Source organism: Acidisoma cellulosilyticum, assembly GCF_020621385.1.
GTDB lineage: Bacteria > Pseudomonadota > Alphaproteobacteria > Acetobacterales > Acetobacteraceae > Acidisoma > Acidisoma cellulosilyticum.
In genome coordinates this window covers 565,009-591,207 of the sequence record NZ_JAESVA010000003.1, presented here as the reverse complement: position 1 = coordinate 591,207, position 26,199 = coordinate 565,009, and the positions used below count along the sequence as shown (strand labels likewise).

Below are 26,199 nucleotides of genomic sequence, written 5' to 3'. Positions count from 1 at the left end.
TCGACCGATGAGCATCCATGATCCGTCTTGAAGCGGTGAGCCTGCGCTATGGGGCCGGACGCGCGGCCCAGGCAGAGGTGCTGCACGACCTCAGCTTTCATGTGCCGGAGGGCGGGTTTCGCTGGCTGACCGGCCCTTCGGGCGCCGGCAAGACCAGCCTGATGCGCATGATCTATCTGGCGGTGCGCCCGTCGCGCGGGCGGATGATCATTCAGGGCAAGGATATCGGCCGCGCCGAGCGGCGCCAATTGCCGCGCCTGCGCCGGCGGATCGGCGTCGTGTTTCAGGATTTCCGTCTGCTGCCGCATCTGACGGCCTTTGACAATGTGGCGCTGCCGCTGCGCATCGCCGGCCGGCCGGAGGGCCAGATCCGGGCAGATGTCATGGAAATGTTGCGATGGGTGGGTCTGGCCGCGAAGATCGATTCCCATCCCTACGAGCTTTCGGGCGGCGAGCAGCAGCGCGTCGCCATTGCGCGCGCCGTCATCAATCGCCCCGCCATGCTGCTGGCGGACGAGCCGACGGGCAATCTGGACGATGCCCAGGCCGAACGGCTGATGCAGCTGTTCCAGGAACTCAACCGTCTGGGCACGACGGCGATCGTCGCGACGCATAACCAATCCCTGATGGCGCGCTATCCGGCGCGGACCTTGAGCCTCGATTCCGGACATCTGGTTCAGGATGAGTGACAGTCCACGCCCGCCGATGAGCGGACCGCGCGCGCCGACATCGCCGCCGCCTGTAGCGCCGCGCAACCCGCCGCCGTCGCGACGGCGCGGCAAGGCGGCCGGCCGGCTGCGTCCCGTCGGCTTCGACGATCTCGGGCTGAAACGCGCGCTGTCCGATCGTCTGCTGCCGTTCCTGGTCGCCGCGATGGCTTTCCTGGCGGCGCTGGCCTTAGCCGGCGCCCTGGCGACCGCCATGCTGGCCCAGCACTGGCAGCAGGGGGCGGAGGCCGAGCTGACCATTCAGGTGCCGACGCCGGATGACCCGGCAGCCAGCGGCCATGGCGCGCGGTTGGCGGCGGTCATGGCGATCCTGCGGGCGGAACCCGGCGTCCTGGCCGCCAAACCGATGAGCAGCGACGATCTGGCCAAGCTCCTCAAGCCCTGGCTGGGCGACGCCGGCACCACCCTCGCACTGCCGCTGCCGGCGGTGATCGCTGTGACACTCACGCCCGGCAGCGTCTTGCCGGACGACCTGTCGGCCAAGCTCGCGGCCGCCGCACCCGATACCGCGACGGAAAGCGCGGATGTCTGGGCCGCCCGCCTCTCGGCGCTGGCGCGCAGCCTGCAGGCCTGTGCCGCCGTCATGCTGCTTCTGGTTGTGGGCGTGGCCATTGCGGTCGTCACCGTCGCGACCCGTGCGGGCCTGTCCGCGCGGCGCGATGCGATCGAGATCGTGCATGGGCTGGGCGCGACCGACGCCTATATTGCCGGCCGCTTCGCGCGCCGCGCCATGCGGCTGGCGGCGGCCGGCGGGGTCGGCGGTGCGCTGGCCGCACTGCCTGTTCTGCTTTGGCTCGCCTATCTCGCGGCACCTTTCGCACAGGGGAATGCCGCCGTCACCGATCAGACACCGCTGATCGCTCTGCCGCTGCCGCTTTGGATTGCTTTGCCGGCTTTGCCGCTGGCGGCGGCGGCCATCGGCTATGTCACCGCCGAAGGCACCGTCCGCCGATGGCTCAGACGCCTGCCGTAACGCCGCGCCGACGCCGGCGCACGCCGCGGCAAAAATCGGACGCGGCCCGCCAGAGGTCCGGACGCCTGCCGCCGAGCCGGATCGGCGCGCGCATCGCGGCGCTGACCGCGATGCTGGCGTTGACCGCCTGGTGCGGCGGTTTTCTGTGGTTTCTGCTCAATACCTATATGCCCTCCGTACCGCCGCCGCGGGCGGACGGCATCGTCGTGCTGACGGGCGGCGAGGATCGCCTGGCGACGGCCTTTCAGATGCTGAACGAAGGACGAGCGGACCAGTTGCTGATCTCGGGCGTGCCGGCCAGCGTGTCGCTGCGCGATATGGAGCGGTCGGCGCATCTCGCCCGGCCGCCGGCGGCGTCGCATATCACGCTCGGCCATCAGGCGCAGACCACGGTCGGCAATGCCGACGAGACATCGGGCTGGGTGCAGGCCCACCATATCCAGACATTGATCGTGGTCACGGCGGGCTATCACATGCCGCGCGCCATGCTGGAATTGTCACGCTCCATGCCGGATGTGGTGCTTTACCCCATGCGGGTGCAGCCGACCGCGATTTACGACGGCTCTCGGCCGCATGTATGGCGGCTGCTGGTCTCTGAATACACGAAATGGCTGCTGGCCGAGCTGCGCTTCGCGCGGCTCGCCAGCTTTCTCCGAGGGATACACGACGCATGAAGCGCCTGTGGCTGACGGTCACGTCCTTGTCGTTCAATATCGGCTTCGTCGCCGTCACCACCTTCTACAGCCTCTGGGGCTATCTCTATCTCGTCACCGGGCGGGAAAAGCAGATCACCCGGTTGGGCCGTGCCTGGGCGCTGGTGCTGATCCGCCTTCTACGCCTGTGCTGCGGTATCCGCGTGCGGGTCTCCGGGCTTGAACACCTGCCTTTAGAAGGGCCGGCGCTGATCGCCTCCATCCATCAATCGGCCTTCGATACGGCCGTCTGGATGCTGCTGCCGAAGCCCGCCTATGTCCTCAAGCAGGAATTGCTGAAGGTGCCGGTCTTCGGCCGCCTGATGAAACCCTCGGGCATGATCGCGGTCGACCGCCGCGCCGGTTCGCGCGCCATCCGCGATCTCATCCGCGACGGTCAGGCCGCGCGCGACGACGGGCGCCAGGTGGTGATCTTTCCGCAAGGCACGCGCGCCGGACCCGGCGAGCCGCGCGTCATTCAGCCGGGTGTCGCGGCGCTGGCCGGGGCTATGGGCGTGCCGGTGATCCCGGTCGCCACCAATTCAGGCGCGCATTGGGGCCGCAATGCCTTCACCAAGCGGCCGGGGGTGATCGACATCGTCATCGGGGCGCCGCTGCCGGCCGGTTTGAACCGGGCCGGTCTGGTTTCCGCCCTGGATGAGGCCTGGACGCAGCTTGAGGCAAGAATCCACAACCCTGTGGATAAGACTGTGGGCGAGCCGGTCTCGGTCTTCGCCTCACGGTCGAAGGAGTTTCCGTAACTCTACAATATATCTGGATTCTTATTGTCCCCACTCTCCTGCGGACCCTGTCTTGGAGTCCTGGGGATTATCTTGGGATAACCTTTGTGCGGTGGCGTGTTTTACGATTGCCGCTTTCCCCCGCCTCGGTCTTGCCGCATTGTCCGCCCGATGCTGATGCATGCGAGTTGTGCCGCGCGAGACGGGTTGGGGATTGTGCTGACCGGCGAGCCCGGTTCCGGCAAATCCGACCTGCTTTTGCGTTTGCTCGACCGGGGGTTCGATCTGGTGGCGGATGATCAGGTGGCGATCGGGGAGGACGGCATGGCAAGGCCGCCCGAAACTCTGGCGGGGTTGATCGAGGTCAGAGGCCTCGGCATCATGCGGTTTCCTTTTGTCGAAAGCGCCCGTCCGGTCCTGGTTGCGCAGCTGGCGCATCGCACGCCGCCGCGCTTGCCTGAACCGCGACGCGACCCTGTGCTGGACCTGCCGGCGATCGCGATCGACCCGCGCCCGGCCAATGCCGCCCAGCTGCTGACCCTGGCCTTCGACACCGTCACCGGGCGCGCCAGGCAACAGACCGGCGCCTTTACCGGTGCCTTCGCGTGACGACGCCGGCTCCGCAGCGACGCATCGTTTTGGTGACAGGCCTGTCCGGCGCCGGCAAATCCTCCATCCTCCATACGCTGGAAGACCTGGGTTACGAGACGGTCGATAATCCGCCTTTCTCGCTGCTCGATGAACTGCTTTCGCGAACCGACAGAGCGCTCGCCATCGGTCTCGACGCCCGCACGCGCGGTTTTGAGGCCAGTGCCGTGCTGGCCGCGATCGAGCGCTTCAAGGCCGAAACCGAGATCACGCCGGAAATGGTTTTCGCGACCGCGGATGATGCGGTGCTCCTCCGCCGTTATACCGAGACGCGGCGCCGCCATCCTCTGGCGCCGCAGGGCCAGGTGCGGGACGGGATCGCCGCCGAGCGTGCGCTGATCGACGCCTTGCAGGCCGCAGCCGACCTTGTCCTCGATACCTCGACTTTACCGCTGCCAGTATTGCGGCAGAGGATTGGCCAGCGTTTCGGCCTGTCCCAGGACGAGGGCCTGTCTCTGACCTTGATTTCGTTCGCTTATCGGGCCGGTTTACCGGCCGAGGCCGATCTTGTCTTCGACGCCCGCTTCCTGCGCAATCCACACTACGATCAGACGCTGAGGCCGCGCACTGGATTGGATGCGGAAGTTTGCGCATATGTGGCGCAAGATCCGGACTATGCTGCGTTCCAGGACCTCATCCGATCGATGGTCTTGCTTTTGCTGCCGCGTTTCGTGCAGGAAGGTAAGAAATATGTCACCGTCGCGATCGGATGTTCTGGTGGACGTCATCGCTCCGTTTTTCTGATCGAAACATTGGCTAAGTTGTTACGGGAAGCGGGTTGGCAAGCGATGGTTGTGCATCGAGAGCTTGATCGGTCTGACCGTGAAAAAGGTATGACGGGTTCGGTCGCTGCATGAACCCTCGTCTGGCCATGGGAGGCCACTGAACTCATTATGATCGGTCTTGTGCTCGTTACTCACGGCCATCTCGCCGAAGAGTTGCGGTCGGCAATGGAGCATGTCGTTGGACCCCAATGCGGGGTGGAGACGGTGTGCATCGGTCCCGATGACAACATGGAGGATCGGCGGCGCGACATTCAGCGCTCGATCGACCGTGTCGATTCCGGGGACGGTGTGGTTTTGCTCACCGACATGTTCGGCGGCACGCCCAGCAATCTGGCGATCTCGCTCATGGATTCGCGAGAGGTCGAGGTGATCGCCGGCGTCAATCTGCCGATGCTGGTCAAGCTCGCGAAGGTGCGCGGTCAGCAGACGCTGCAGAGCGCCGTCACCTGTGCCCAGGAAGCCGGACGCAAATACATCGCCTGCGCCTCCCAGGTCTTGCAGGGCGTGCGCGGAAGCTGCGGGTGATCAATCGGCGTCCGTGTTTCAGCCCGGATGACGCGATGGGGGGCGGTTCGGCCCTGTCCCGCCACATTCTCATCGTCAATAAGCGCGGGCTGCATGCGCGTGCGGCGGCCAAGCTGGTGACGCTGGCCGAGCAGTTCGGGGCGGAAATCAACCTCGCCAAGGATGGCCAGACGGTTTCCGCGCGGTCGATCATGGGTTTGATGATGCTCGGCGCCGGCATCGGGTCGAAGGTGACCGTGACGGTCGAAGGCTGGGACGCCAAGGAAGCGCTCGACGCGGTTGCCGCTCTGATCGAAGCCGGCTTCCATGAGGAAGACTGAGCAAAAGGCGGCACCCAGGCCGCGCGCGGCCAGAGACCTCGGGACCGACACGGAAGTCTTGCCCGAGCGGCTGTTCACGGGCCTGCCCATCGTCTCCGGCATTGCCGTCGGCCCCGCCTATCTTTTTGAAGATCAGAGCCCGGTTCTGACCTCGGTCGCGATCGAGGCGGACGCCGTCGACGGTGAACTCGACCGGTTCGATGGCGCGATCAAAAAATCCCGCCGCCAGCTGACGAAGCTCCGCAGCCAGCTCGCGATGCTGCCGGCCGAGGGCGCGGCCGAGCTGGAACCGCTGCTTGACGCTTATATGCAGATGATCGGGCCGTCGCGCCTGCTGCGGGGCGTGCGGAAGCGCATCGAAAGCCTGTCAGCGGCCGAGACCGCGGTGCATGACGAGGTCGAGGATCTGGCGGCGACCATTCTGGCCATGCCCGACCGCGACCGCGCCGGCCTGAAGCGGCGGGCCGAGGAAATCCGCGAAATCGGGCGGCGGCTGATCCGCAACCTGACCGAGACGCCGTTTCAGAGCTTCGCCAAGCTCGCGCAAGGCACCATCCTCGTCATCGATACGCTGCGCCCGGCTGACGCGGCATTGCTCAGCCCCGCCCGATTGGCGGGTGTCGTGACCGAGGAGGGCGGCACGGACGGCCATACTGCCGTCATGTTGCGCGCCTTGGGCATTCCGTCGATCCTGGGCGCCGAGGGTGTCACCGACGTCATCCGCAGCGGCGCGCTGCTGGTGCTGGACGGTGGTGCCGGCACCGTCACGCTCAATCCTGGCCCTGCTACCATGGCCGCCGCCAAGCGGTCTTCGGCCAATTTCGCGCGCGAACGGCAGAAGCTGGCCCAGCTGCGCCGTCTGGCTGCCGAAACCACGGACGGGCAGGCTGTGGAATTGCTCGCCAATCTGGAAGTGCCGCTGGAACTGCCGCTGATCGCCCAGGCCGGCGTCGAGGGTATCGGGCTTTTCCGCAGCGAATTCATGTTCATGAACCGGGCAGAGCTGCCCGACGAGGATGAGCAGACGGAGGTTTACGGTCAGGCCGTCGAGGCCATGGAGGGCGATCCCGTCACCATCCGCGTGCTCGACTGGGGTGGCGAGAAAGAGATCGAGGCGCTGCAGAATAGCGGCTTCACGACCGAGATTTCCGGCATCAACCCGGCCCTTGGCCTACGCGGCATCCGCATGCTGCTGCGCAATCCGGAGCTTCTGGAGACGCAGCTGGCGGCGATTCTGCGCGCGGGCGCGCGGGGGCCGGTGAATATCCTGCTGCCGATGGTGACGTCGATCGATGAGGTTCGCGCCACGCGGGACATTCTGCACAAGGTCGTCCGCCGTCTGAAACGCCGGGGGGAGGAATTGCCGGCGCGGATGCCGCCGCTCGGCATTATGATCGAGACGCCGGCGGCAGCCCTTTCGGCCGATGCCTTGGCCCTGGAAGCCGATTTCTTCGCCATCGGCACCAATGACCTGACGATGTATGCGATGGCGGCCGATCGTGGCGATATCGAAGTCGCGAAGCTCTATGACCCCTTGCATCCGGGGCTGTTGCGGCTGGTTCAATTCACGGTCGAGGCCAGCCTGCGCCTGCGCAAGCCGGTTTCGGTCTGCGGCGAGATGGCGGCCAATCCGAAGCTGACACCGCTGTTGCTGGGCCTTGGTCTGCGCGCGCTCAGCATGAACGCGAGTGCCGTGCCGAAGGTGAAGCTTGTGGTCCGCAGCGTCTCGATCGCCGATTGCGCCAGGCTTGCGCGGCGAGTGATGGAACAGACCGAACCCGCTGAGATCCGCGCGCTGGTCGAGGAATTCGCGGAGAAGTCGCTCTGACTTCCGTCTGACCCTCTGGCCGCCGCATCGCGGGTCTGATCTGCACCTGGGTCAGCATACCAGATCGGCAATCGCTATTCTGTCACATCGCTGGACTCTGACCGGTCCTTCCTTTATGTCGCCCCCCTCTATCGGAACGCGGGAGAGGACGGGAAACCGCCCTCGGATGAACCGCGGTCCTTGTTCGCGTTTAAACAGGAACGAGGGTTATGGCGAAAAAAATCGTCGGCTACGTTAAGCTGCAGATCCCGGCCGGTAAGGCCAATCCGTCTCCGCCGGTGGGCCCCGCCCTCGGTCAGCGCGGCTTGAACATCATGCAGTTCTGCAAGGAATTCAATGCGTTGACGCAAGGTATGGAGCCGGGCATGCCGGTTCCGGTGGTCATCACCGCCTTCGCAGACCGTACCTTTACGTTCATCACCAAGACCCCGCCGAACACCTACTTCCTGATGAAGGCTGCGAACATCAAGAAGGGTTCGCCGACCGTGGGCAAGGGCGCGACCGTCGGCCGGGTAACGATGACCCAGCTGCGCGAAATCGCCGCTCAGAAGATGATCCACATGAACGCCAACGATGTTGATGGCGCCGTGCGCATGCTGGCAGGCTCTGCCCGCTCCATGGGCCTCTCGGTTGTGGAGGGCTGATCCAATGGCCAAGAACAAGCGCCTTGCGGCTGGCTACGCCACCTTCGACCGCAACAAGGTCTATTCGCTCGCCGAAGCCATCAAGCTGGTGAAGGGCAATGCCCGCGCCAAGTTTGACGAGACGGTTGAGTTCTCGATGAACCTCGGCATCGATCCGCGTCACGCCGACCAGATGGTCCGTGGCCTGATCAGCCTGCCGAACGGCACCGGCAAGGTGCTGCGCGTCGGCGTCTTCGCCCGTGGCGCGAAGGCCGAGGAAGCGCTGGCCGCTGGTGCCGACGTGGTCGGCGCCGAAGACCTGGCCGAAAAGGTTCAGGCCGGCGAGATCGCGTTCGACCGCTGCATCGCGACCCCGGACATGATGGCCCTGGTCGGTCGTCTCGGTAAGATCCTTGGTCCGCGTGGCCTGATGCCGAACCCCAAGCTCGGCACCGTCACCATGGACGTGAAGGGCGCCGTTTCCGCCGCCAAGGCTGGCCAGGTTGAGTTCCGCGCCGAAAAGGCCGGTATCATCCATGCCGGTATCGGCAAGGCGAGCTTCGACGAGGACAAGCTGGTGGAGAATATCCGCGCGCTGACCGACGCGGTGACCAAGGCCAAGCCGACGGGTGCCAAGGGCACCTATCTGCAGAAGGCCGCGCTGAGCTCGTCTCAGGGCCCGGGCATCCGCGTCGATGTCTCGACCCTGCTGGCCTCGGCCGCGCAGTAAGCATTTCGAATTCGCCCTGCGGTTTCGACCGTGGGGCGCTAGGAGAGGGGGACCTCTCCGAACCTGTCCGAGACCAGACGTGAGCCGACAAGGGTCGGTGCTTAAACGGCCAGCAGGCCGGCGGTTGGAAGACGGGGAAGCCAGCGATTACGAGGCGCCACTCTGCGGAGTGCGCTGACTGAACTTTGGCGGTTCCGGCTTTAAAAGGACAGGCGAACCGGGCGTTTGGGGTGTGTGAACGCCTCTCTCGCCCATGGGAAACCCGGCGGCGATAGAATTGTCGTCGCCAAGGTGGCGGAGTTGAACTTGGACCGTACGGAGAAGCAAGAGTTCGTTGCTTCGCTCGCGTCTGTGTTCGCAGAGACGTCCATGGTGGTCGTGACCCGTAATAACGGGTTGACGGTTGCCGATGTGACCGATCTGCGTCGCAAGATGCGGGCCGAAGGGGTGAGCTTCAAGGTTGCTAAGAACCGTCTGGCCAGCCTCGCCCTGGAAGGTACCCAATTCGACGGCATTAAGCCGATGCTGAAGGGTCCGACCGCGCTTGCGTGGTCGAAGGATCCTGTGGCAGCGGCGAAGGTGGCTGTTGAGTTCGCCAAGACCAACGAGAAGTTCGTCGTTATCGGCGGGTCCCTTGGCGCTCAGACGCTTGATGCGTCTGGCGTTAAGGCCCTGGCCGAACTTCCGTCGCTCGACACACTGCGTGCGCGTTTCCTGGGGATGCTCAATACCCCGGCGACACGGATCGCAGCCGTTGTTCAGGCGCCGGCCGGCAACCTCGCGCGGGTCTTTGGTGCCTATTCCAGGAAGGACGAGGCGGCCTGATTTCTGGCTGTGCCTGACTTTCATGGATGTGATGCCGGGAAGGTCCCGGCTTGCATTGAACCGATCAAAGTTATTATAATAGGATTTTGACAATGGCTGACCTTTCCCGTCTGGTGGAAGAGCTTTCGAGCCTTACCGTTATGGAAGCCGCTGAGCTTTCGAAGCTTCTCGAAGAGAAGTGGGGCGTTTCCGCCGCTGCCCCCGTTGCCGCCGCCGCTGCCGCTCCGGCCGCCGCCGCTGCCCCGGTCGAAGAGCAGACCGAATTCACCGTCATCCTCGCCAAGGTTGGCGAGAAGAAGATCAACGTTATTAAGGAAGTCCGCACGATCACCGGGCTCGGCCTGAAGGAAGCGAAGGACCTCGTTGAGGGCGCTCCGAAGCCGGTCAAGGAAGGCGTGAACAAGGACGAAGCCGAGAAGATCAAGAAGGTCCTCGAGGAGAATGGCGCTTCTGTCGAGATCAAGTGATCTTGACCATCCTGGGCTTCCGGGCCCGGGATGGGATTGACGAGCCGCGAACGGGGTGGGGATCAGCTTGATCTCCACCCTTTCCGTGGTTGCGGGGTAGAGTTGTCGTGCCTGTGACGCTGGGTGCGCGTCAAAACCTGTAGAACAGGTCCGGGCGATCTTCGGATGGCCGGTTTGGACTTGGGACTGAGCTTCACCGCCCGATGGGGGGAAGCGGGATGGACGGGTCGGCCTCGCCTGGGCGGCGGCTGACCATACTGAGACCGGCCGGCATGGTTTCGGCGCGGTGGTACAATCGAGGGCTAAGGGCAAGCGATGAACGCTATTTCAGGTGGCTCGAACCAATCCTTCACTGGGCGGAAGCGCATTCGCAAGAGCTTCGGACGCATCCCGGAAGTGGCGCCGATGCCAAACCTGATCGATGTGCAGCGGGCCAGCTACGAGGCTTTCCTTCAGATGAACGTCGTGCCGGACAGCCGGACGCAGACGGGTCTGCAGGAAGTCTTCAAGTCCGTCTTCCCGATCGATGATTTCGCCGGCCGCGGTCGGCTTGAATTCGTCTACTACGAGCTTGAAGAGCCGAAGTATGACGTTGAGGAATGCATTCAGCGCGGCATGACCTTTGCCGCGCCGCTTAAGGTTGTTCTCCGTCTCATCGTCTGGGACGTGGATGAGGACACCGGCGCCCGCTCGATCCGCGACATCAAGGAACAGCCGGTCTATATGGGCGATCTGCCGCTCATGACCGATAACGGTACCTTCGTGATCAACGGCACCGAGCGCGTCATCGTCAGCCAGATGCACCGGTCCCCGGGCGTGTTCTTCGATCACGACAAGGGCAAGACGCATTCCAGCGGCAAGTTCCTGTTCACCGCGCGCGTCATCCCCTATCGCGGTTCCTGGCTCGATTTCGAATTCGACAGCAAGGACCTCGTCTACGTCCGCATCGACCGCAAGCGTAAGCTGCCGGTGACGACGTTGCTGTACGCGCTCGACAGCCTGGAGACGGGCAAGCTGCGCGAAGCCCGCGCGGCCAAGGGCGAGTCCGTCGATATCGGCGAGATCCGCGGCATGGGTCCCGAGGAGATCCTGTCCTCCTTCTACGGTCAGGTCATCTACAGCCAGACGTCGAAGGGCTGGGCCCGTCCGTTCGAGCCCGAAGCCTTCCGCGGCATGAAGCTGTTCGAGAATCTGGTCGATGCCGAGACCGGCGAGATCGTCGCCAAGCCCGACGAGAAGATGACGACGCGCCTGACGCGCCGCATCGCCGAGAAGACCAAGACCGTCCTCTCGACCCGTCTCGACATGATCGGCCGCTTCATGGCGATCGATCTCGTCAATGAGAATACCGGTGAAATCTTCGTCGAAGCCGGCGAGGAACTGACCGAAGCCCGTCTGACGGCGTTGGAAGAGGCCGGCATCACCGAGTTGCCGACGCTCGCCATCGACCAGGCGAAGGGTCCGTGGATTCGCAATACGCTGGCCGTCGACAAGAACACCAATCGCGACGACGCGCTGATCGACATCTATCGCGTCATGCGCCCCGGCGAGCCGCCGACCAGCGAGACGGCGGAAGCGCTGTTCCGTGGCCTGTTCTTCGACATGGATCGCTACGATCTCTCGGCCGTCGGCCGCGTGAAGATGAATATGCGCCTGAACGTTCAGGCCGAGGACACGGTCCGTGTGCTGCGCAAGGCGGATATCCTGCGCACCGTGCAGATCCTGTGCGAACTCAAGGACGGCCGTGGCTCGATCGACGACATCGACAATCTCGGCAATCGCCGCGTGCGTTCGGTCGGCGAGTTGATGGAGAACCAGTATCGCGTCGGTCTGCTCCGCATGGAGCGGGCCATCCGCGAGCGCATGGGCTCGGTCGATATCGACACCGTCATGCCGCATGACCTGATCAATGCGAAGCCGGCCGCCGCCGCCGTGCGTGAATTCTTCGGCTCCTCGCAGCTCAGCCAGTTCATGGATCAGACCAACCCGCTGTCGGAAGTGACGCATAAGCGTCGTCTCTCGGCGCTTGGGCCGGGCGGTCTGACCCGTGAGCGCGCCGGCTTCGAAGTCCGCGACGTGCATCCGACCCATTACGGCCGTATCTGCCCGATTGAGACGCCGGAAGGCCCGAACATCGGTCTGATCAACAGCCTCGCCACCTACGCCAAGGTGAATAAATACGGCTTCATCGAGACGCCGTATCGCCTGGTCGAGGACGGCGAAGTGAAGGAAGGCTGGAAGTATCTTTCCGCCATGGAAGAAGAGAAGCTGATCGTCGCCCAGGCCGATGTGCCCTTGGAGGGCAACCGCTTCTCGGAAGAGCTGGTCTCCGTCCGTCATCAGGGCGATTTCCGCCTGGTGCCGCCGGATCAGGTGACGGCCGTCGACGTGTCGCCGCGTCAGCTGGTCTCGGTCGCCGCCGCGCTCATCCCCTTCCTTGAGAACGATGACGCGAACCGCGCGCTCATGGGTTCCAACATGCAGCGTCAGGCCGTGCCGCTGATCCGCGCCGATGCGCCGCTGGTCGGCACCGGCATGGAAGCCGCCGTCGCTCGCGACTCGGGTGCGACCATCGTCGCGCGCCGCGCCGGCGTCATCGACCAGATCGACGGTGCCCGTATCGTTGTCCGTGCCTCCTCCAGCGAAGCCGGCTCGGGCGGCGTGGATATCTACCGTCTGCGCAAGTTCATGCGTTCCAACCAGTCGACCTGCATCAACCAGCGCCCGCTGGTTCGCGTGGGCGACCGCGTGCAGGCCGGCGACATCATCGCCGACGGCCCGTCGACGGAACTGGGCGAATTGGCGCTCGGCCGCAACGTCCTTTGCGCCTTCATGCCGTGGAACGGCTATAACTTCGAAGATAGCATCCTGATTTCCGAGCGTATCGCGCGGGATGACGTCTTTACCTCGATCCATCTCGAGGAATTCGAAGTCATGGCCCGCGACACCAAGCTGGGCCAGGAAGAAATCACCCGCGACATTCCGAATGTGGGTGAAGAAGCGCTGCGCAACCTCGACGAAGCCGGCATCGTCTATGTCGGCGCCGAAGTGCATCCGGGCGATATCCTCGTCGGCAAGGTGACGCCGAAGGGCGAAAGCCCGATGACGCCGGAAGAGAAGCTGCTGCGCGCCATCTTCGGCGAAAAGGCGTCCGACGTTCGCGATACCTCGCTGCGTCTGCCGCCCGGCGTTTCCGGCACCATCGTCGATGTCCGCGTCTTCAGCCGTCGTGGCGTCGACAAGGATGAGCGTTCGATGGCGATCGAGCGCGCCGAGATCGAGCGTCTGGCGAAGGATCGCGATGACGAGAAGGCCATTCAGGAGCGGTCCTTCCTGAACCGCCTGAAGGAGCAGATTCTGGGCCAGAAGGCTTCGGGCGGTTTCAAGGCCATCAAGGCCGGCACCGAGATCACCGAGGAAGTCCTGGCCGAGCATCCGCGTGGCACGATGCGCCACATGGGCGTGCAGGACGATGCGGTGATGGCCGAGATCGAGCTCATCAAGCGTGAGTTCGATGCCTCCGTCGTTCGTCTGCAGCAGCGTTTCGAGAACAAGGTCGACAAGCTGCAGCGCGGTGACGAGCTGCTGCCCGGCGTCATGAAGATGGTCAAGGTCTTCGTCGCGGTGAAGCGCAAGCTGCAGCCGGGCGATAAGATGGCCGGTCGCCATGGCAATAAGGGTGTGGTGTCGCGCGTGACGCCGATCGAGGACATGCCGTTCCTGGAAGACGGCACGCATGTCGATCTCGTGCTCAACCCGCTCGGCGTGCCGTCGCGTATGAATGTCGGTCAGATTCTGGAAACCCATCTGGGCTGGGCCTGTGCCGCGCTCGGTAAGCAGGTCGGCGAGCTGGTCGAGGAATATCGTCGCACCGGCGCCGGTCAGCTGGAACTGCATGATTATCTGAAGGACATCTACGGCGAGAAGGTCCATCGCGACATCATCGCCAACATGACTTCGGCGGAGCTGATCGAACTCGGCACCAACCTCAAAAAGGGCATCCCCATCGCGACCCCGGTCTTCGATGGCGCTCGTATGGCCGATATCGAAGGCATGCTGACCAAGGCCGGTCTTAACACCTCCGGCCAGGTGACGCTGACGGATGGCCGCACCGGCGAGCCCTTCGAGCGTAAGGTGACGGTCGGCTATATCTACATGCTGAAGCTGCATCACTTGGTCGATGACAAGATCCATGCGCGTTCGATCGGGCCGTACAGCCTTGTGACCCAGCAGCCGCTGGGCGGTAAGGCGCAGTTCGGTGGTCAGCGCTTCGGTGAAATGGAAGTCTGGGCGCTTGAGGCTTACGGCGCCGCCTATACGCTGCAGGAAATGCTGACGGTGAAGTCCGATGACGTGTCGGGCCGCACCAAGGTCTATGAAGCCATCGTGCGCGAGCAGGACAACTTCGAGGCCGGCATTCCGGAAAGCTTCAACGTGCTGGTGAAGGAGCTGAAGTCCCTGGGTCTGAACGTGGACCTGGACAATCAGCCGGCGTGACCGTTTGAATCGGAAGCGGGGCAACCCGCTTCCGGCCTGACGGTTTGAGACGAATACAACGCGTTCGATAAATCCCTGACCCCGCCGCGGCCTTGGCCAGAGCGGGGAAGGGTTTGAAGGTGAAGCCCGCATGAACGAGCTTATGAAAATCCTGGGTCAAACCGGTCAGCCGATGACCTTTGACCAGATCCAGATCAAGATTGCCTCCCCCGAGCAGGTGCGCAGCTGGTCCTACGGCGAGATCAAGAAGCCGGAGACCATCAACTACCGCACCTTCAAGCCGGAGCGGGACGGGCTGTTCTGTGCCCGTATCTTCGGGCCGATCAAGGACTATGAGTGCCTCTGCGGCAAGTACAAGCGCATGAAGTTCCGCGGCATCATCTGCGAGAAGTGTGGCGTTGAAGTCACCCTCGCGAAGGTGCGGCGTGAGCGCATGGGCCATATCGAACTGGCCTCGCCCGTCGCCCATATCTGGTTCCTGAAGTCCTTGCCGTCGCGCATCGGCCTGATGGTCGATACGACGCTGAAGGACCTCGAAAAGGTTCTCTATTTCGAGAACTATATCGTGCTGGAACCGGGCCTGACGGACCTCAAGCTGCATCAGCTGCTGACCGAGGACCAGCTGTTCTCGAAGCAGGATGAATTCGGCGAGGACGGTTTCCGCGCCGGCATCGGCGCCGAGGCGATCAAGCACATCCTGGCGAATATCGATCTCGACGCCGAGAAGACGCGCATGCGTCTGGAGCTGAAGGCGACGACGAGCGAGGCCAAGCGCAAGAAGCTGGTGAAGCGTCTGAAGCTGGTCGAGGCTTTTGCCGAATCCGGTTCGCAGCCGAGCTGGATGATCCTGGACGTGGTGCCGGTCATTCCGCCGGAACTGCGCCCGCTGGTGCCGCTGGACGGTGGCCGCTTCGCGACCTCCGACCTGAACGACCTGTATCGTCGCGTCATCAACCGTAACAACCGCCTCAAGCGTCTGATCGAGCTGCGTGCGCCGGACATCATCGTCCGCAACGAAAAGCGCATGCTGCAGGAATCGGTCGATGCGCTGTTCGACAACGGCCGTCGCGGTCGCGCCATCACCGGCGCCAACAAGCGTCCGCTGAAGTCGCTCTCCGATATGCTCAAGGGCAAGCAGGGTCGGTTCCGTCAGAACCTGCTCGGCAAGCGCGTCGATTATTCCGGTCGTTCGGTCATCGTCGTGGGTCCCGAGTTGAAGCTGCACCAGTGCGGCCTGCCGAAGAAGATGGCGCTGGAGCTGTTCAAACCCTTCATCTACGCCAAGCTTGAGAAATATGGCCACGCGACCACCATCAAGGCCGCGAAGCGGATGGTGGAAAAAGAGCGTCCGGAAGTTTGGGATATCCTGGAAGAGGTTATCCGCGAGCATCCCGTCATGCTTAACCGCGCGCCGACGCTGCATCGTCTGGGCATTCAGGCTTTCGAGCCCGTGCTTATCGAAGGCAAGGCCATCCAGCTGCATCCGCTCGTCTGCACCGCCTTCAACGCGGATTTCGACGGCGATCAGATGGCGGTCCATGTGCCGCTCAGCATCGAGGCTCAGCTTGAGGCCCGCGTGCTCATGATGTCGACCAACAACATCCTGAGCCCCGCGAACGGCAAGCCGATCATCGTGCCGAGCCAGGACATCGTCCTCGGCCTGTACTATCTCTCGCTGGAAACGCCGGAATACCGCGCGACCGACGAGAAGGACACGCCGGCTTTCGGCACCATCGGCGAGCTGGAACACGCGCTGGCCGCCAAGCGCATCAAGATGCACGACAAGATCCGTGCGCGCATGCAGGTGATGGAAGCCGACGGCCAGGTCGTCCGCAAGGTGATCGTCACCTCGCCGGGCCGCATGCTGCTCGGCCAGATCCTGCCGCTGCATCCGAACGTGCCCTTCGCGCTGCTCAACAAGCAGCTGACGAAGAAGAACGTCTCGGACGTCATCGATGCCGTCTACCGTCATTGCGGCCAGAAGGAATGCGTGATCTTCGCAGATCGCATGATGGGCCTTGGCTTCTCCAACGCGGCGAAGGCCGGTCTGTCCTTCGGCAAGGATGACCTGATCATCCCAGCCTCGAAGGGCGAGCTGATCGGCAAGACCCAGGGCGAAGTGAAGGAGTTCGAGCAGCAGTATCAGGACGGTCTGATCACCGCCGGCGAACGCTACAACAAGGTGGTTGACGCCTGGTCGCGCTGCACGGACGCCGTTGCGGCTGCGATGATGAAGGAGATCTCTAAGCAGGAGATCGGGACGCCCACGAACTCGGTCTGGATGATGAGCCATTCCGGCGCGCGTGGGTCGCCGGCCCAGATGCGTCAGCTCGCCGGTATGCGCGGCCTCATGGCGAAGCCCTCGGGCGAGATCATCGAGCAGCCGATCATCGCGAACTTCAAGGAGGGCCTGTCGGTTCTCGAATACTTCAACTCCACCCACGGCGCCCGTAAGGGTCTCGCGGATACGGCGCTGAAGACCGCGAACTCGGGCTATCTCACCCGTCGTCTGGTGGACGTGGCGCAGGACAGCATCATCTTCCAGGAAGATTGCGGTACCGAGAAGGGCCTGACGGTCCGCGCCGTGATGGATGGCGGTGAGGTTGTCTCCTCGCTGTCCGAGCGCACCCTGGGCCGCACCACGGCCGAGGACATCATCGACCCGGCCTCGGGCAAGATTCTCCTCAAGAACAATGTTCTGATCGAGGAAGTCGAGGCCGAGATGATCGAGAAGGCCGGTGTCGAGGCGGTGAAGATCCGCTCGGTGCTGACCTGCGAGGCGCCGATCGGCTGCTGCGGCCATTGCTATGGCCGTGACCTTGCCCGTGGCACGCCGGTCAATGCCGGTGAGGCTGTCGGCGTTATCGCCGCCCAGTCCATCGGTGAGCCTGGCACGCAGCTGACGATGCGCACCTTCCATATCGGTGGCGCGGCGCAGCGTGGTGCCGAGCAGTCGAGCGTTGAAGCGAGCCATGACGGCACCGTCGTGATCCGCAACCGCAACGTGGTTGTGAACTCCTCCGGCGTTCCCGTCGTCATGAGCCGTAACTGCGAAATCGTGCTGACCGACGGCAATGGCCGCGAGCGTGCGCGTTTCCGCGTGCCTTACGGTGCGCGCCTGCTGACCGACGACAACCAGACGGTCGCACGCACGCAGAAGCTGGCCGAATGGGACCCCTACACCCTGCCGATCATCACCGAACGTGCGGGTATCATCGAGTTCGCCGATGTGATGGAGGGTGTCACCCTCGTCGAGCGGATGGACGAAGTGACGGGCCTCACCTCCAAGGTCATCGTCGATTACAAGCAGGCCACGAAGGCCGTCGATCTGCGTCCCCGCCTTCTGCTGAAGGACACCAAGGGCGATGTGGTGAAGCTGCCGAACGGTGCGGAAGCGCGCTACTTCCTCTCGCCGGACTCGATCCTGTCGATCGAGAATGGCGCGACGGTCGCGGCCGGTGACGTGGTGGCGCGTATCCCGCGCGAAGGCAGCAAGACGCGTGACATCACCGGCGGTCTGCCGCGCGTGGCCGAGCTGTTCGAGGCGCGTCGTCCGAAGGATCACGCGATCATCGCGGAGATCGACGGTCGCGTGGAATTCGGCAAGGATTACAAGGCGAAGCGCCGCATCATCGTGAAGAACGACGAGACCGGCGAAGAGACCGAGTATCTGGTGCCGAAGGGCAAGCACGTCTCGGTGCAGGAAGGTGACTTCGTGCGTCTGGGCGATCCGCTGGTCGACGGTCCGCGCGTGCCGCATGACATCCTGCGCGTGCTGGGTGTCGAGGCGCTGTCGGATTACCTCGTCAACGAAATCCAGGACGTCTATCGACTGCAGGGCGTGAAGATCAACGACAAGCACATCGAGGTGATCGTTCGCCAGATGCTGCAGAAGGTCGAGATCACCGATCCGGGTGACACCACCTTCCTGATCGGCGAGCAGATCGATCGCACCGAGTTCGATATCGAGAACGACAAGCGCATGAATGCCGGTGAGCGTGTGGCTGTTGGCATGCCTGTGCTTCAGGGCATCACCAAGGCCAGCTTGCAGACGCATAGCTTCATCAGCGCCGCCTCCTTCCAGGAGACCACGCGCGTGCTGACCGAAGCGGCGACCGCAGGCAAGATGGATCAGCTGCAGGGCCTGAAGGAGAACGTCATCGTTGGACGTCTTATCCCGGCGGGCACCGGCAGCGTCATGAACCGTCTGCGCCAGGTGGCGTCCGGCGAGACCAAGGGTCGCACACTGCGTCGTGAAGTGACGCAGCTGGAAAGCCCTGACGTCGCGGCCGAATAACCAACGCTATCGTGATCGGCCGAGGCTGGGCGGATATTATCCGCGCCCAGCCTCGGCTACCTCATAGAGGTTATTCTAGATTTAACCCGCAGCGAGTCGACGGGCCGTGTGAAACGAGGCATTGTCCCCTTTCCCGAAACCGGCGGGGTGGTGGATCTTTCACGCAAGCCCGTGTGACTGCGCCACTACGACACCGAGCCGCACGGAACGTTAGAAGAGTGGCATCCCTTCACACGCGCACAGATACCGAGAATATGAATCGGAGCTACCCGGAGGGTGACAGACCGGAGAGTGCTTCCCGTATCGGGAGTGACCTCCGCGCGGCCCGTGAACGTCTTGGATGGGAGATCGACGCGGTCGCCGAGGCCTTGCGCCTTAAGCCCGCGTTTATCCGCGCCATCGAACAAGGCGATATTCGTAATCTGCCCGGCACCGCTTACGCGGTCGGCTTTGTCCGTACCTATGCGACGGCGCTGGGGCTTGATCCCAATGAGGCGATCCGCCGCTTCCGCGCCGAGCGTGAGGATGTGAACCGCAAGACCGAGCTGGATTTCCCGGCGCCTGTCCCCTCCCGCGGGATGCCGGCCGGCGCCCTCGTTCTGGTCGGCGCGATCATCGCCATCGGCGGTTATGTCGCCTGGTATCATTATTCCGGGCGTAGCAGCAGCACGACGGAAACGGTCGATGCGGTGCCCGCGCATCTGGAGCCGCTGGCCCCGCCGCCGGCGCCCAAGATCGCGAGCGTGACACCGCCCCCGGCAGCGACGGCGCCCGTGCCATTGCCGGCCGCCGCTGGTCCGCTGGTCGCGTCCACCTTGCCGCAGGAGCCGGATGTCTCGCCGTCATCGGCCGCCGCCGCCGTGCCGCCGCCCTTGCCGACTCTGCCGGCGCCGAGCACGAATATGACGGTCGCCGCCGTGACGCCGCCCACCGTGCAGGCAACGGATGGTGCGGCTTCCGGCACCGCGACGGCGGCGCCGGGCTTGATCGATGCCGGCATGGTCATCCAGGCGACGGCCGATGCCTGGATCGAGATCAAGAACAGCCAAGGCAAGGTCGTCTATCAGGCTGTTATGCACCCGGGTGACAGCTACAAGGTGCCTGACCAGCCGCAGCTGACGCTGACGACCGGCAATGCCGCCGGCACGCAGGTGATGCTGGCCGGCAATGTCATCGGGCCGCTGAAGGGCCATGTGTTGCATAATATTCCGCTTGATGCCGATGGTTTGAAGGCGGCAAGCGGGCAGTCATCCGGCGTTGTCCCGCCGGCCGTCCCGGCAGCGGCGCCCGCACCCACGGCACAATGACGGCGTTCGAGTCCTGGCCGAACCGTGCCAGGAACAGGAGCAAGTGATGAACTATCGCGCGTATCAGCAGATTATCCGGCGGAAGTCGCGTCAGATCAGCGTCGGCTCCGTGAAAGTCGGCGGTGACGCCCCGATCAGCACCCAGACCATGACCAATACGCTGACGACCGATGTGGACGGCACCGTCGCGCAGATCCGCTTGGCCGAGAAGGCCGGCGTCGATATCGTCCGGGTCTCCTGCCCCGATCAGGAGAGCACCAAGGCGCTGAAGGAGATCGTGCGCCAGGCCAATGTGCCGATCGTCGCCGATATCCATTTCCATTACCGCCGCGCGATCGAAGCGGCCGAGGCAGGGGCTGCCTGTCTGCGCATCAATCCGGGCAATATCGGCAGCGCCGAACGCGTGCGTGAAGTGGTCAAGGCCGCGCGCGACCATGGCTGCTCCATCCGCATCGGCGTCAATGCCGGCAGCCTGGAGAAGCACCTGCTTGAGAAATACGGCGAGCCCAACCCGGACGCGCTGGTGGAAAGCGCGCTGGAACACGCCAAGATCCTGCAGGACCATGATTTTCACGAGTTCAAGATCAGCGTGAAGGCGTCGGACGTCTTTCTGGCGGTTGCGGCCTATCAGCAGCTGGCGGAGGTCTGCGACCATCCGCTGCATATCGGCGTCACCGAAGCGGGCGGATTGCGCACCGGCACGGTGAAATCCTCGATCGGCCTCGGTTCCCTGCTTTGGGCCGGTATCGGCGACACCATGCGCGTCTCGCTCTCGGCCGAGCCTGAGGAAGAGGTGCGGGTCGCCTGGGAGATTCTGAAATCCCTCGGCCTGCGTCATCGCGGGGTGCGCATCATTTCCTGCCCGTCCTGTGCGCGGCAGGGCTTTGATGTCATCCGCACGGTGCAGGCGCTGGAAGAGCGGCTGGAACATATCGAGACGCCGCTGACGCTGTCGATCATCGGCTGCGTGGTCAACGGGCCGGGCGAGGCGTTGATGACCGATCTGGGTATCACCGGCGGCGGCGCCGGCCGTCACATGGTCTATAGCGCCGGCCGCCAGGACCATACGATCGAGAAGGAATCCATGATCGACCATGTCGTCGATCTGGTGGAACAGCGCGCCGAGGCTATCCGCCACGCCGAAGCCAAGGCCCTGGCCGAGGCCGCGCCGGCGGGCGCTGCGCCGGCCGAAGCGGCGGAATAGACGCGGCATAAGCGGCTCGCGCCTGCTACCCGCTTCCCGCATAGGGGAGCGGGTTTTCGTTTGCTACAAAGAAACAAGAATAGTCAGCCAAGGCACCATCATTCGTGTCCAGCCTTCAGCCTGTCCGCGGTACCCGTGATCTCATCGGCGACGATCAGCGCCGCTATCGCCATGTGACCGATACGGCGCGCCATGTATCGGGCCTTTACGGGTTCGAGGAATGGCAGACGCCGATCTTCGAGGATACCGGCGTCTTCTCTCGCACGCTGGGGGAGACCTCGGACGTCGTGACCAAGGAGATGTACACCTTCACCGATCGCGGTGGTGACAGCGTGACGTTGCGCCCGGAGGGCACGGCCGCCGTCTGCCGCGCGCTGGTCAGCAACGGTCTGACGCAGTCGCTGCCGCTGAAGGTCTTCTATGCGGGACCGATGTTCCGCTACGAGCGGCCGCAAAAGGGCCGCTACCGGCAGTTCCACCAGATCGGCATCGAGCTGATCGGCCCGGCCGAGCCTTTGGCGGATGCGGAAGTCATTGCCTGCGGCTGGCAGATTTTGACCGCCCTCGGCATCGCCGAGAGCGTGACGCTTGAGATCAATACGCTGGGCGATACCGACAGCCGGACGGCCTATCGCGCGGCTTTGGTCGCTTATTTCACCCGCTATGCGACATCGCTGTCCGAGGACAGCAAGGCGCGGTTGGAGCGTAACCCGCTGCGCATCCTGGACAGCAAGGACGAGGGCGACCGCAAAATCGTCGCCGATGCGCCGACGATCGCCGCGCATCTGACGCCGCTCGCGGCCGGCTTCTACGATTCCGTGCGCAATTCCCTGACCGCGCTGGGTATCCCCTTCGTCGAGAATCCGCGCATCGTGCGGGGTTTGGACTACTACAACCACACCGCCTTTGAATTCGTGACGACGCAACTGGGTGCGCAGGGCACGGTGATGGGCGGCGGCCGCTATGACGGTCTTGTCCGCCAGATGGGCGGGCCGGAAACCCCGGCTGTCGGCTGGGCCGCCGGTATCGAGCGTCTGGCCATGCTTATTGCGGAACCGCAGGGCGAGGCAGCCCCGATTGCCGTGATCCCGGCGGGCGATGACGCCGAGGCGGCGGCCTTCGGCATCGTTCAGCAGCTGCGCCAGGGCGGTATCCGCGCCGATATCGGCTATAAGGGCAATCTGCGCCGCCGCATGGAACGCGCGAACAAGGCCGGCGCCCGTGCGGCCATCATTCTGGGGTCCGAGGAAGCGGCGCGCGGCGTGGCGCAGCTCAAGGATCTTGTCTCCGGCACGCAAAGCGAAGTCTCCCTCGACGCGCTGTTGGAGGCCGTTCGCGCCTTGCCGGCAGGAACACCCGCGTGAGTCTTGAGTCCAAGTTCGACGATATTCTGGCAAGATCGGAGGAGTTGCGGGATCTTCTGGCCTCCGGCGTGACGGGGACGGCATTCGTCCGCGCCTCCCGCGAATTGTCCGAGCTTGATCAGGTCGTCGGCCTGATCTCCGAACTCCGCGCGACCGAGCAGAATCTCAGCGAAGCGACCGCGCTTCTGGCCGATCCGGAAATGAAGGAACTGGCCGAGGCTGAGGCCTATGCGCTGAAGACGCGCATTCCGGCGCTGGAACACGAGATTCAGCTCGCACTGCTGCCGAAGGATGAGGCGGACGAGCGTTCGGCGATCCTGGAAGTGCGGCCGGCGGCCGGCGGCGATGAGGCCGGGCTTTTCGCCTCCCAGCTTTTCGGCATGTATCAGCGCTATGCCGAAGCCCAGGGCTGGCGCTTCGAGGTGATGGAATATGGCGAGACCGAGCTTGGCGGCCTTAAGGAAGGCATTGCCAGCATCACCGGCCGCAATGTCTTCGCGCGATTGAAGTTCGAATCGGGCGTGCATCGCGTGCAGCGCGTGCCGGAAACCGAAAACCAGGGCCGCATCCATACCTCCACCGTCACCGTCGCGGTGCTGCCGGAAGCGGAGGAGGTCGATGTCGAGATCAACGAGACGGATCTGCGCATCGACGTCTATCGCGCCTCGGGCGCGGGCGGTCAGCATGTGAATAAGACGGAAAGTGCGGTCCGCATCACGCATATCCCGACCGGTATCGTCGTCGCGATGCAGGAAGAGAAAAGCCAGCACAAGAACCGCGCCAAGGCGATGAAGATCCTGCGCGCGCGCATGTATGAGCGTGAGCGCGCAAGCCTGCACGCGACGCGCGCGGCCGATCGCAAGTCCCAGGTCGGCACCGGCGACCGTAGCGAGCGCATTCGCACCTATAACTTCCCGCAAGGGCGGGTGACGGATCATCGCATCAATCTCACCCTGTACAAGATCGACCGGGTGATGATGGGTGAGATGGATGAGGTGATTTCCGCCCTCGCGGCCGAGGATCAGGCGGCGCGTCTGGCGAGCTTCGCCTCCGCCGCATAATGATCGATCTCGACGCCAGCTTGCGCGCAGCGACGGGCCGGCTGGCGGAGGCCGGGATCGAGGGGCCGAACCGTGAGGCCCGCATCCTGCTGATGCATGCGATCAGCGCCGACCAGACAGGGTTGCTGCGCCGTCGCGGCGGCGAGCTGACCTCTGAGGAAGGTGCAGCCTTCCAGTCCATGATCGACCGCCGCGCAGGGCGCGAACCGGCGGCCACGATCATCGGGCATCGGGAATTCTGGAGCCTCGATTTTCTCGTGACCGCCGATACGCTGATCCCGCGCCCGGATTCGGAAACTGTGATCGAGACGGCGCTGGACTACCGGCGGGACCGGCCGCCGGCGCGCATTCTCGATCTCGGCACCGGCACGGGTTGCCTGCTGCTGGCGGCGCTGTCGGAATTCCCGGACGCCTGGGGGTTGGGGGTCGACCTGTCGCCGCGGGCCGCGGACGTGGCACAGACGAATGCCGCGCGGCTGGGTCTGGCCGGGCGTGCCACCATCATGGTCGGCCGCTGGACGGATGCGCTGAACGGCCGTTTTGACCTTATCCTGTCCAATCCGCCCTATATCCCGCATGGCGATATCCCCGGATTGATGCCGGAGGTCGAAAAATTCGAGCCGCATCTGGCACTGGACGGCGGCGCGGACGGGCTGGACCCTTATCGCCTGCTGTTCCGCGACCTGCCGCAGCGTCTGATGCCGGGAGGTCTGGCGCTGTTCGAATTCGGGATCGGCCAGGGGCCAGCGCTGACGGCGCTGGCCGAGAGTGTTTCTCTCAAGGTTCTCGACCTGCGGCGCGATCTTGCCGGGCAGGAGCGAGTCTTGGCTGTATCCCATCTATAAAAAAACGGTTGGCTTCCCGTTTCGCGCGGGCTAGCGTGCCGCCTGCAAGGTGAGGGTGTCTTGGACGCCTGACCTGCACCGTTCTCCGGTGCTGTCGCTCGGGGCTTATCCCGAAGCCAAGCCGTGGAACCCCAAAGTCCGAAGCGTGCGACTGGCTGCCGATAGACCCTCGTGAGTTTCACGAGCTTGGCCAGCCTGCTAACAGGAAAGCGACTTGTCCTAGTAATGAACATCAAACGTATGCGTGGTCGCGGCCATCGTGGGAACGGTCCCAATGGTGGCGGAGGTGGTGGTAATGGCGGTGGCGGGACACGTCACCCTAGCTCCGGCGGCTCCAACAGCATTCCGCTGAATCGTAACCATGTCTTCGACAGCAACGGCCCCGATCTTCGCATTCGTGGCACGGCGCAGCAGCTGTTCGAGAAGTATCTCCAGCTCGGCCGGGATGCGACCAGCGCGGGTGACCGGGTGATGGGCGAGGGCTATTTCCAGCACGCCGAGCATTACTTCCGCATCGTCAGCGCCATGAACCAGGCGGCAGCGCAGCATCAGCAGCAGCCGGCGCACCAGAACAATCAGAACCGCCGCAACAGCAATGATGACGGTTCGGTGGGCGAAGAATTCGAGGGCGGCCAAGGCCGGGACGAATCCGATGACGGCCGTCCGGCCATGGAAGCGCGGGAAATCCCGATCGCTGTCGCCGCACCGGAAGCCTGAGGCGAGCGTTAGCCTCTCAGGCTGGGAAGGATAAGAAATCCGGGTTCGTCCGGTGGGGGCGCGATCTCTTCCTCGATCGCTTCCACCTGGGCGAAGCGCGGCCCGCGCCGGCAGGCCCGTGCCAATTCCTCGACCGCATCCGCCGTTCCGCTGATCAGCGCCTCGACAGATCCGTCCGCCCGATTGCGGACCCATCCGTCGATGCCGAGCGTATTCGCCTGCTCGGCCATCCAGGCGCGATAGCCAACCCCATGCACTCTGCCGGAAATCATCAGTCGCTTGCTGCTCACGCATCCCTCCGCGAGAGTTGGAAGTAGCGGCCGGCGGCTATGACGTCCCGTGCGGCGAACGCCCGGCGGTCGGCAGCTTCGTCATCCTGCCCCCAGCGCTCCTCCTGAAACAACTCGTCCAATGTGGAGAGGCGATAGGCTTCCGCGGCGGCGAGCTTGCCGTCGACCATGGCCAGGCCAAGAACCAGGCTGCCCAGGACCGGCACGATGACGCCCAGCACCGCCAGGCCATGCGCATCATGGCGCGAGACGGCCTGGGCCAAGGCCGCCAGGCTTTGCGGATTCTGCGCCACGAAGCCGAGGCTTGTGGTGGTGGTGAGAGGGGCGTCGTAACGTTGCGCCGCCCAGTCCAGCCAAGGCTGCCATTCGGCCTTTTGGCGCTGGGCGAGCATCTCAGGCTCCGCCACGCGGTAGCAGAGCAGATCGCTCTGACCATAGGCGGCGATGGCGGTCGCGGTATCGGCGGGGTTCGTGGCTATTCGCAAGGTGGCGGTCGCCGCCAGCTGCGTCAGCGGCAGGTCCTGCGGTTGCACCTCCAGACCGACCACGGTTGCCTGCCATTCCGCCGCGATGGCCTCGGCCAAGGCGCGGCGGTCGATCAACAGCATCTCCCCGCCCGGCAGGCGCATGGGTTTGCCGTCCAGCAGCAGGGTGAAGCCGGCGGGTTCCGCCGCGATAGAGGTCTCAGTCCAGAAGCGTTTCATGGTGCAGGCCAGCTGTTCAGGTTCAGGAA

23 protein-coding genes are annotated in these 26,199 nt (G+C 64.2%); 21 read left to right on the top strand and 2 right to left on the bottom strand.

Annotated features, from left to right (window positions below; translation table 11 throughout):
• The first annotated feature begins 17 nt into the window (after window positions 1–17).
• The 21 genes from ftsE to ACELLULO517_RS11455 all read left to right on the top strand — a co-directional run bounded on the left by ftsE (window position 18) and on the right by ACELLULO517_RS11455 (window position 25,176).
• Window positions 18–689, top strand: coding sequence for a cell division ATP-binding protein FtsE (gene ftsE / locus ACELLULO517_RS11555; protein WP_227307513.1), 672 nt, complete (start codon window positions 18–20; stop codon window positions 687–689).
• Window positions 682–1,701: a cell division protein FtsX gene (locus ACELLULO517_RS11550; protein ID WP_227307512.1), complete on the top strand. Its 1,020-nt coding sequence runs from the start codon at window positions 682–684 to the stop codon at window positions 1,699–1,701. Before ftsE ends, ACELLULO517_RS11550 begins: the two co-directional genes overlap by 8 nt.
• Window positions 1,680–2,375, top strand: coding sequence for a YdcF family protein (locus tag ACELLULO517_RS11545; RefSeq protein ID WP_227307511.1), 696 nt, complete (start codon window positions 1,680–1,682; stop codon window positions 2,373–2,375). Before ACELLULO517_RS11550 ends, ACELLULO517_RS11545 begins: the two co-directional genes overlap by 22 nt.
• Window positions 2,372–3,154, top strand: coding sequence for a lysophospholipid acyltransferase family protein (locus tag ACELLULO517_RS11540; protein ID WP_227307510.1), 783 nt, complete (start codon window positions 2,372–2,374; stop codon window positions 3,152–3,154). The genes ACELLULO517_RS11545 and ACELLULO517_RS11540 overlap by 4 nt, the downstream gene beginning before the upstream one ends.
• Window positions 3,155–3,304: 150 nt before the next feature.
• Window positions 3,305–3,742 carry an HPr kinase/phosphorylase gene (locus ACELLULO517_RS11535; protein ID WP_227307509.1) on the top strand — a complete coding sequence of 146 codons (438 nt, stop codon included), beginning with the start codon at window positions 3,305–3,307 and terminating at the stop codon, window positions 3,740–3,742.
• Complete coding sequence (gene rapZ / locus ACELLULO517_RS11530) at window positions 3,739–4,638, top strand: RNase adapter RapZ (RefSeq protein ID WP_227307508.1); 900 nt, start codon at window positions 3,739–3,741, stop codon at window positions 4,636–4,638. The genes ACELLULO517_RS11535 and rapZ overlap by 4 nt, the downstream gene beginning before the upstream one ends.
• Before the next feature lie 36 nt (window positions 4,639–4,674).
• A complete protein-coding gene (locus tag ACELLULO517_RS11525) occupies window positions 4,675–5,091 on the top strand; it encodes a PTS sugar transporter subunit IIA (protein ID WP_227307507.1) in 417 nt (138 codons plus the stop codon).
• Window positions 5,092–5,126: 35 nt separating this feature from the next.
• On the top strand, window positions 5,127–5,411 hold the full coding sequence (locus tag ACELLULO517_RS11520; RefSeq protein WP_227307694.1) for an HPr family phosphocarrier protein: 285 nt from the start codon (window positions 5,127–5,129) through the stop codon (window positions 5,409–5,411).
• Entirely contained in the window at window positions 5,398–7,239 is a 1,842-nt protein-coding gene (gene ptsP, locus ACELLULO517_RS11515; protein ID WP_227307506.1) for a phosphoenolpyruvate--protein phosphotransferase, read from the top strand. The genes ACELLULO517_RS11520 and ptsP overlap by 14 nt, the downstream gene beginning before the upstream one ends.
• Window positions 7,240–7,448: 209 nt before the next feature.
• Window positions 7,449–7,883, top strand: a complete 435-nt coding sequence (gene rplK, locus ACELLULO517_RS11510) for a 50S ribosomal protein L11 (protein WP_227307505.1) — start codon at window positions 7,449–7,451, stop codon at window positions 7,881–7,883.
• A 4-nt stretch (window positions 7,884–7,887) separates the two neighbouring features.
• Window positions 7,888–8,592, top strand: a complete 705-nt coding sequence (rplA, locus tag ACELLULO517_RS11505; RefSeq protein WP_227307504.1) for a 50S ribosomal protein L1 — start codon at window positions 7,888–7,890, stop codon at window positions 8,590–8,592.
• A 306-nt stretch (window positions 8,593–8,898) separates the two neighbouring features.
• Window positions 8,899–9,417 carry a 50S ribosomal protein L10 gene (rplJ, locus tag ACELLULO517_RS11500; RefSeq protein WP_227307503.1) on the top strand — a complete coding sequence of 173 codons (519 nt, stop codon included), beginning with the start codon at window positions 8,899–8,901 and terminating at the stop codon, window positions 9,415–9,417.
• Window positions 9,418–9,509: 92 nt separating this feature from the next.
• Window positions 9,510–9,884 (top strand): 50S ribosomal protein L7/L12, encoded by a 375-nt coding sequence (rplL, locus tag ACELLULO517_RS11495; RefSeq protein WP_227307502.1) that lies wholly within the window; start codon window positions 9,510–9,512, stop codon window positions 9,882–9,884.
• A 315-nt stretch (window positions 9,885–10,199) separates the two neighbouring features.
• Window positions 10,200–14,381: a DNA-directed RNA polymerase subunit beta gene (gene rpoB, locus ACELLULO517_RS11490; RefSeq protein ID WP_227307501.1), complete on the top strand. Its 4,182-nt coding sequence runs from the start codon at window positions 10,200–10,202 to the stop codon at window positions 14,379–14,381.
• A gap of 130 nt (window positions 14,382–14,511) precedes the next feature.
• Window positions 14,512–18,678, top strand: a complete 4,167-nt coding sequence (gene rpoC / locus ACELLULO517_RS11485; RefSeq protein ID WP_227307500.1) for a DNA-directed RNA polymerase subunit beta' — start codon at window positions 14,512–14,514, stop codon at window positions 18,676–18,678.
• 254 nt (window positions 18,679–18,932) lie between these two features.
• Entirely contained in the window at window positions 18,933–19,985 is a 1,053-nt protein-coding gene (locus ACELLULO517_RS11480; protein ID WP_227307499.1) for a helix-turn-helix domain-containing protein, read from the top strand.
• Window positions 19,986–20,028: 43 nt separating this feature from the next.
• Entirely contained in the window at window positions 20,029–21,189 is a 1,161-nt protein-coding gene (ispG, locus tag ACELLULO517_RS11475) for a flavodoxin-dependent (E)-4-hydroxy-3-methylbut-2-enyl-diphosphate synthase (RefSeq protein WP_227307498.1), read from the top strand.
• A gap of 104 nt (window positions 21,190–21,293) precedes the next feature.
• Window positions 21,294–22,553, top strand: coding sequence for a histidine--tRNA ligase (gene hisS, locus ACELLULO517_RS11470; RefSeq protein WP_227307497.1), 1,260 nt, complete (start codon window positions 21,294–21,296; stop codon window positions 22,551–22,553).
• Window positions 22,550–23,614, top strand: coding sequence for a peptide chain release factor 1 (gene prfA / locus ACELLULO517_RS11465; protein WP_227307496.1), 1,065 nt, complete (start codon window positions 22,550–22,552; stop codon window positions 23,612–23,614). Before hisS ends, prfA begins: the two co-directional genes overlap by 4 nt.
• A complete protein-coding gene (gene prmC, locus ACELLULO517_RS11460; RefSeq protein WP_227307495.1) occupies window positions 23,614–24,459 on the top strand; it encodes a peptide chain release factor N(5)-glutamine methyltransferase in 846 nt (281 codons plus the stop codon). The genes prfA and prmC overlap by 1 nt, the downstream gene beginning before the upstream one ends.
• A gap of 225 nt (window positions 24,460–24,684) precedes the next feature.
• Window positions 24,685–25,176 carry a DUF4167 domain-containing protein gene (locus tag ACELLULO517_RS11455; protein WP_227307494.1) on the top strand — a complete coding sequence of 164 codons (492 nt, stop codon included), beginning with the start codon at window positions 24,685–24,687 and terminating at the stop codon, window positions 25,174–25,176.
• A gap of 8 nt (window positions 25,177–25,184) precedes the next feature.
• Here ACELLULO517_RS11455 and ACELLULO517_RS11450 read toward each other — a convergent pair whose 3' ends face one another.
• Both ACELLULO517_RS11450 and ACELLULO517_RS11445 read right to left on the bottom strand, forming a co-directional pair.
• Window positions 25,185–25,466, bottom strand: coding sequence for an acylphosphatase (locus ACELLULO517_RS11450; RefSeq protein ID WP_227307493.1), 282 nt, complete (start codon window positions 25,464–25,466; stop codon window positions 25,185–25,187).
• On the bottom strand, window positions 25,463–26,170 hold the full coding sequence (locus ACELLULO517_RS11445) for an ATP12 family chaperone protein (RefSeq protein ID WP_227307492.1): 708 nt from the start codon (window positions 26,168–26,170) through the stop codon (window positions 25,463–25,465). Before ACELLULO517_RS11445 ends, ACELLULO517_RS11450 begins: the two co-directional genes overlap by 4 nt.
• Between the last annotated feature and the right edge of the window lie 29 nt (window positions 26,171–26,199).

Coding starts and splice junctions, on each gene's coding strand:
- ftsE (WP_227307513.1), top strand. CDS start 18: ATGATCCGTCTTGAAGCGGTGAGCCTGCGCTATGGGGCCGGACGCGCG.
- ACELLULO517_RS11550 (WP_227307512.1), top strand. CDS start 682: ATGAGTGACAGTCCACGCCCGCCGATGAGCGGACCGCGCGCGCCGACA.
- ACELLULO517_RS11545 (WP_227307511.1), top strand. CDS start 1,680: ATGGCTCAGACGCCTGCCGTAACGCCGCGCCGACGCCGGCGCACGCCG.
- ACELLULO517_RS11540 (WP_227307510.1), top strand. CDS start 2,372: ATGAAGCGCCTGTGGCTGACGGTCACGTCCTTGTCGTTCAATATCGGC.
- ACELLULO517_RS11535 (WP_227307509.1), top strand. CDS start 3,305: ATGCTGATGCATGCGAGTTGTGCCGCGCGAGACGGGTTGGGGATTGTG.
- ACELLULO517_RS11525 (WP_227307507.1), top strand. CDS start 4,675: ATGATCGGTCTTGTGCTCGTTACTCACGGCCATCTCGCCGAAGAGTTG.
- ACELLULO517_RS11520 (WP_227307694.1), top strand. CDS start 5,127: ATGGGGGGCGGTTCGGCCCTGTCCCGCCACATTCTCATCGTCAATAAG.
- ptsP (WP_227307506.1), top strand. CDS start 5,398: ATGAGGAAGACTGAGCAAAAGGCGGCACCCAGGCCGCGCGCGGCCAGA.
- rplK (WP_227307505.1), top strand. CDS start 7,449: ATGGCGAAAAAAATCGTCGGCTACGTTAAGCTGCAGATCCCGGCCGGT.
- rplA (WP_227307504.1), top strand. CDS start 7,888: ATGGCCAAGAACAAGCGCCTTGCGGCTGGCTACGCCACCTTCGACCGC.
- rplL (WP_227307502.1), top strand. CDS start 9,510: ATGGCTGACCTTTCCCGTCTGGTGGAAGAGCTTTCGAGCCTTACCGTT.
- rpoB (WP_227307501.1), top strand. CDS start 10,200: ATGAACGCTATTTCAGGTGGCTCGAACCAATCCTTCACTGGGCGGAAG.
- rpoC (WP_227307500.1), top strand. CDS start 14,512: ATGAACGAGCTTATGAAAATCCTGGGTCAAACCGGTCAGCCGATGACC.
- ACELLULO517_RS11480 (WP_227307499.1), top strand. CDS start 18,933: ATGAATCGGAGCTACCCGGAGGGTGACAGACCGGAGAGTGCTTCCCGT.
- prmC (WP_227307495.1), top strand. CDS start 23,614: ATGATCGATCTCGACGCCAGCTTGCGCGCAGCGACGGGCCGGCTGGCG.
- ACELLULO517_RS11455 (WP_227307494.1), top strand. CDS start 24,685: ATGAACATCAAACGTATGCGTGGTCGCGGCCATCGTGGGAACGGTCCC.
- ACELLULO517_RS11445 (WP_227307492.1), bottom strand. CDS start 26,170: ATGAAACGCTTCTGGACTGAGACCTCTATCGCGGCGGAACCCGCCGGC.